Below are 2,555 nucleotides of genomic sequence, written 5' to 3' on the forward strand. Positions count from 1 at the left end.
GTGTTCGTTGCGTGGCAGTGCGCGCAGCAACTGCGATCCGCCTACCACGCGAAGGATCTCGCCGAGGGCCGCCGAATCGCGGAGCGAGTCGCCGAGACATTCCACACCTGCCCGATCCCGGAGATCGCCCGCCTCGGTCGCACCCTGCGCCGGTGGCGGTGAGCGTTCCTCGCGTATTTCGCGACCGGGCGCGCGAACAACGGCGGCACCGAGGCGATCAACGGAATCATCGAGCTGCACCGGCGCCTCGCCCGCGGCTATCGCAACCGGCACAACTACCGCCTCCGCATGCTCCTCGCCGCCGGCAGCCTCACCCCATGACCCCCACCGAATGTCCGAAGAGCCACTTTGCACCGGGCTGAGATGCAACTAGTATCTATCTTGTTCATCAGCACGGGGACGGGGTCATGGAGCATCAGGAGACGGAGGCATCCGCCGCGGATGCCGCGTACGCGAAGGTCAAGGAGCGGATCCTCGACGGCGATCTCGCCGGCGGGACGATGGTCAGCGAAGGAACGATCGCCGACGAACTCGGGATGAGCCGCACCCCCGTCCGCGAGGCGTTCCTGCGCTTGCAGGTCGAGGGGTGGATGCGGCTGTACCCCAAGCGCGGTGCGCTGATCCGCGATGTGACGCCGGGAGAGCTCGACGACGTCGTCGAGGCGCGCATCCTCATCGAGACCGATGCCGTGCGGCGGCTCGCCCGTGACTCCGAACGGGTGCAGGACGTCGTCGACGAGCTCTCCGACATTCTCGACGAGCAACGCCGCGCGTACGAGGCATCCGACCTCGCGCGGCTCGCCGAGGCAGACACGGCCTTCCACGCCCGGATCGTCGCGGCCGGCGGGAACGCCCTGCTCGCAGAGTTCTTCGCGACGCTGCGCGATCGGCAGAGGCGGATGCTCGCGTGGTCGCTCTGGCGACGCGACGACCGAGCCGAGCAGGTGCTCGACGATCACGGATTGCTCGTCCGCCTCATCGGCGATGGCGAGACCGCGGCGTTCGAGGTGGCACTCGGCCGTCACATCAAGAAGACCCACCGGGAGCTGCTGTCATGAGTGAGATGTCCTCCGAGGGAGCCGCCGCCGGAGAGCGGATCGCGATCGTCCCCTGGATGCGCGTGAGCGCTGCCCTGTTCGCTGTCGCGTGGGGTGGAAACGAGTTCACACCGCTGCTCGTGATGTACCGCCAGATCGACCAGATGAGCGCCTTCAGCGTGAATGTACTGCTCGGGGCATATGTCCTGGGCATCGTGCCCGCGCTCCTTCTCGGCGGCCCGCTGTCCGACCGGTACGGCCGCCGACCGCTGTTCGTCCCCGCCCCGATCATCGCGATTGCGGGCAGCACGCTCCTCGCCGTCGGGGCTTCCTCGATGCCGCTCCTGTTCGCCGGGCGGGTGCTGTCGGGTATCGCGCTGGGGCTCGTGATGGCAGTCGGCACGAGCTGGGTGAAAGAGCTCTCCGAGCCTCCGTTCACGACCCGCGCCGTCGACGGCCGTGGCGCCTCACGTGCTGCACTCGCACTGACGTCCGGGTTCGCGCTGGGCGCCGGATTCGCTGCGGCGCTCGGGCAGTTCGGCCCGATCCCCACCGCGTCGCCCTACCTCCTGCACATCGCTCTCACCCTCGTCGCGCTCGTGCTGCTGTGGGCGGCGCCGGAGAGCCGGCCGCGCCGAGACACCTCTGGGCCGCTCCTCGCCGACCTGCGCATCCCCACCGCGATGCACCGCCGGTTCCTCCTCGTCGTCGTCCCGATGGCGCCGTGGGTCTTCGGCACCGCCGCAAGCGCGTACGCGATCCTGCCGGGCCTCATGATGTCGCAGGCGCCGGGACTGCAGATCGGTGTGTCGGGTCTGCTGTGCGTCGTCGCGCTCGGATGCGGTGTCGCGGTGCAGCGGTTCGCCGCGAAGGTCGACACCCCGCTGTCGGCCCGCGGCATCGGGATCGCGCTGACGGTCACCGTTCCCGCCATGATCCTGGCCGCCGTCGCGGTGAGCCTCAACTCGCTCGCCTGGGCGTTCGTGGCCGCCGCGGCACTCGGCGCGGCCTACGGCATGCTGCTCGTCGGGGGACTGCGCGAGATTCAGCGGATCGCCGGTCCGCGCGATCTTGCCGGACTCACCGCGGTGTACTACTCACTGACGTATCTCGGGTTCTTCATCCCGGCGATCCTCGCCGCGCTCGGCGCGTGGATCCCGTACACGACGATGTTCCTCGCCGGCGCGGTCCTGGCGGCGGTCAGCGTCGGGATCGTCGCGCTCAGCTGGCGCCGGCACCTGCCGGCGGCCTGATGAGGAACCGGCCGGGCGCGGCGTCCTCGCGAAGACTTCGCAAAAAAAGGGGGCGCGGGAAGGACATGTCCTCCCCGCGCCCCCTTCGGATGCATCAGTTGTAGAGCATTCCGCCGTCCACGAGCAGCACCTGGCCGGTCACGTAGTCGGCCTTCTCGCTTGCGAGGAACGACACGACGTTCGCGACGTCTTCGGGCGTCTCGATGCGGCCGAGGGCGATGCTCTCGACGTTCTCCTTGAGGTTCTGGCCCCGCGGCTTGCCGTT

At 69.2% G+C, this 2,555-nt stretch carries 3 protein-coding genes and 1 pseudogene; 3 read left to right on the forward strand and 1 reads right to left on the reverse strand.

All coding sequences use genetic code 11. The features are described 5' to 3' along the window. The 3 genes and pseudogenes from G510_RS18110 to G510_RS17005 form a co-directional block, all read left to right on the forward strand. Positions 1-321, forward strand: a pseudogene (locus G510_RS18110) (ISL3 family transposase); the annotation flags it as partial. Between the two features lie 86 nt (positions 322-407). Further along, positions 408-1,058 (forward strand): GntR family transcriptional regulator, encoded by a 651-nt coding sequence (locus tag G510_RS0113215; protein WP_029153994.1) that lies wholly within the window; start codon positions 408-410, stop codon positions 1,056-1,058. A gap of 5 nt (positions 1,059-1,063) precedes the next feature. Then, complete coding sequence (locus G510_RS17005) at positions 1,064-2,290, forward strand: MFS transporter (protein ID WP_197971883.1); 1,227 nt, start codon at positions 1,064-1,066, stop codon at positions 2,288-2,290. A gap of 94 nt (positions 2,291-2,384) precedes the next feature. Here the strand turns inward: G510_RS17005 and G510_RS17010 are convergent. Then, positions 2,385-2,555, reverse strand: a 171-nt coding sequence (locus G510_RS17010; protein WP_036323468.1) for an SDR family oxidoreductase, incomplete at its 5' end; no start/stop codon positions are given.

Origin of the sequence: Microbacterium gubbeenense DSM 15944, assembly GCF_000422745.1 — a bacterium.
GTDB lineage: Bacteria > Actinomycetota > Actinomycetes > Actinomycetales > Microbacteriaceae > Microbacterium > Microbacterium gubbeenense.

Bases quoted from the DNA above. Each gene is read 5' to 3' on its own strand.
- G510_RS0113215 (WP_029153994.1), top strand. From the start codon at position 408: ATGGAGCATCAGGAGACGGAGGCATCCGCCGCGGATGCCGCGTACGCG.
- G510_RS17005 (WP_197971883.1), top strand. From the start codon at position 1,064: ATGTCCTCCGAGGGAGCCGCCGCCGGAGAGCGGATCGCGATCGTCCCC.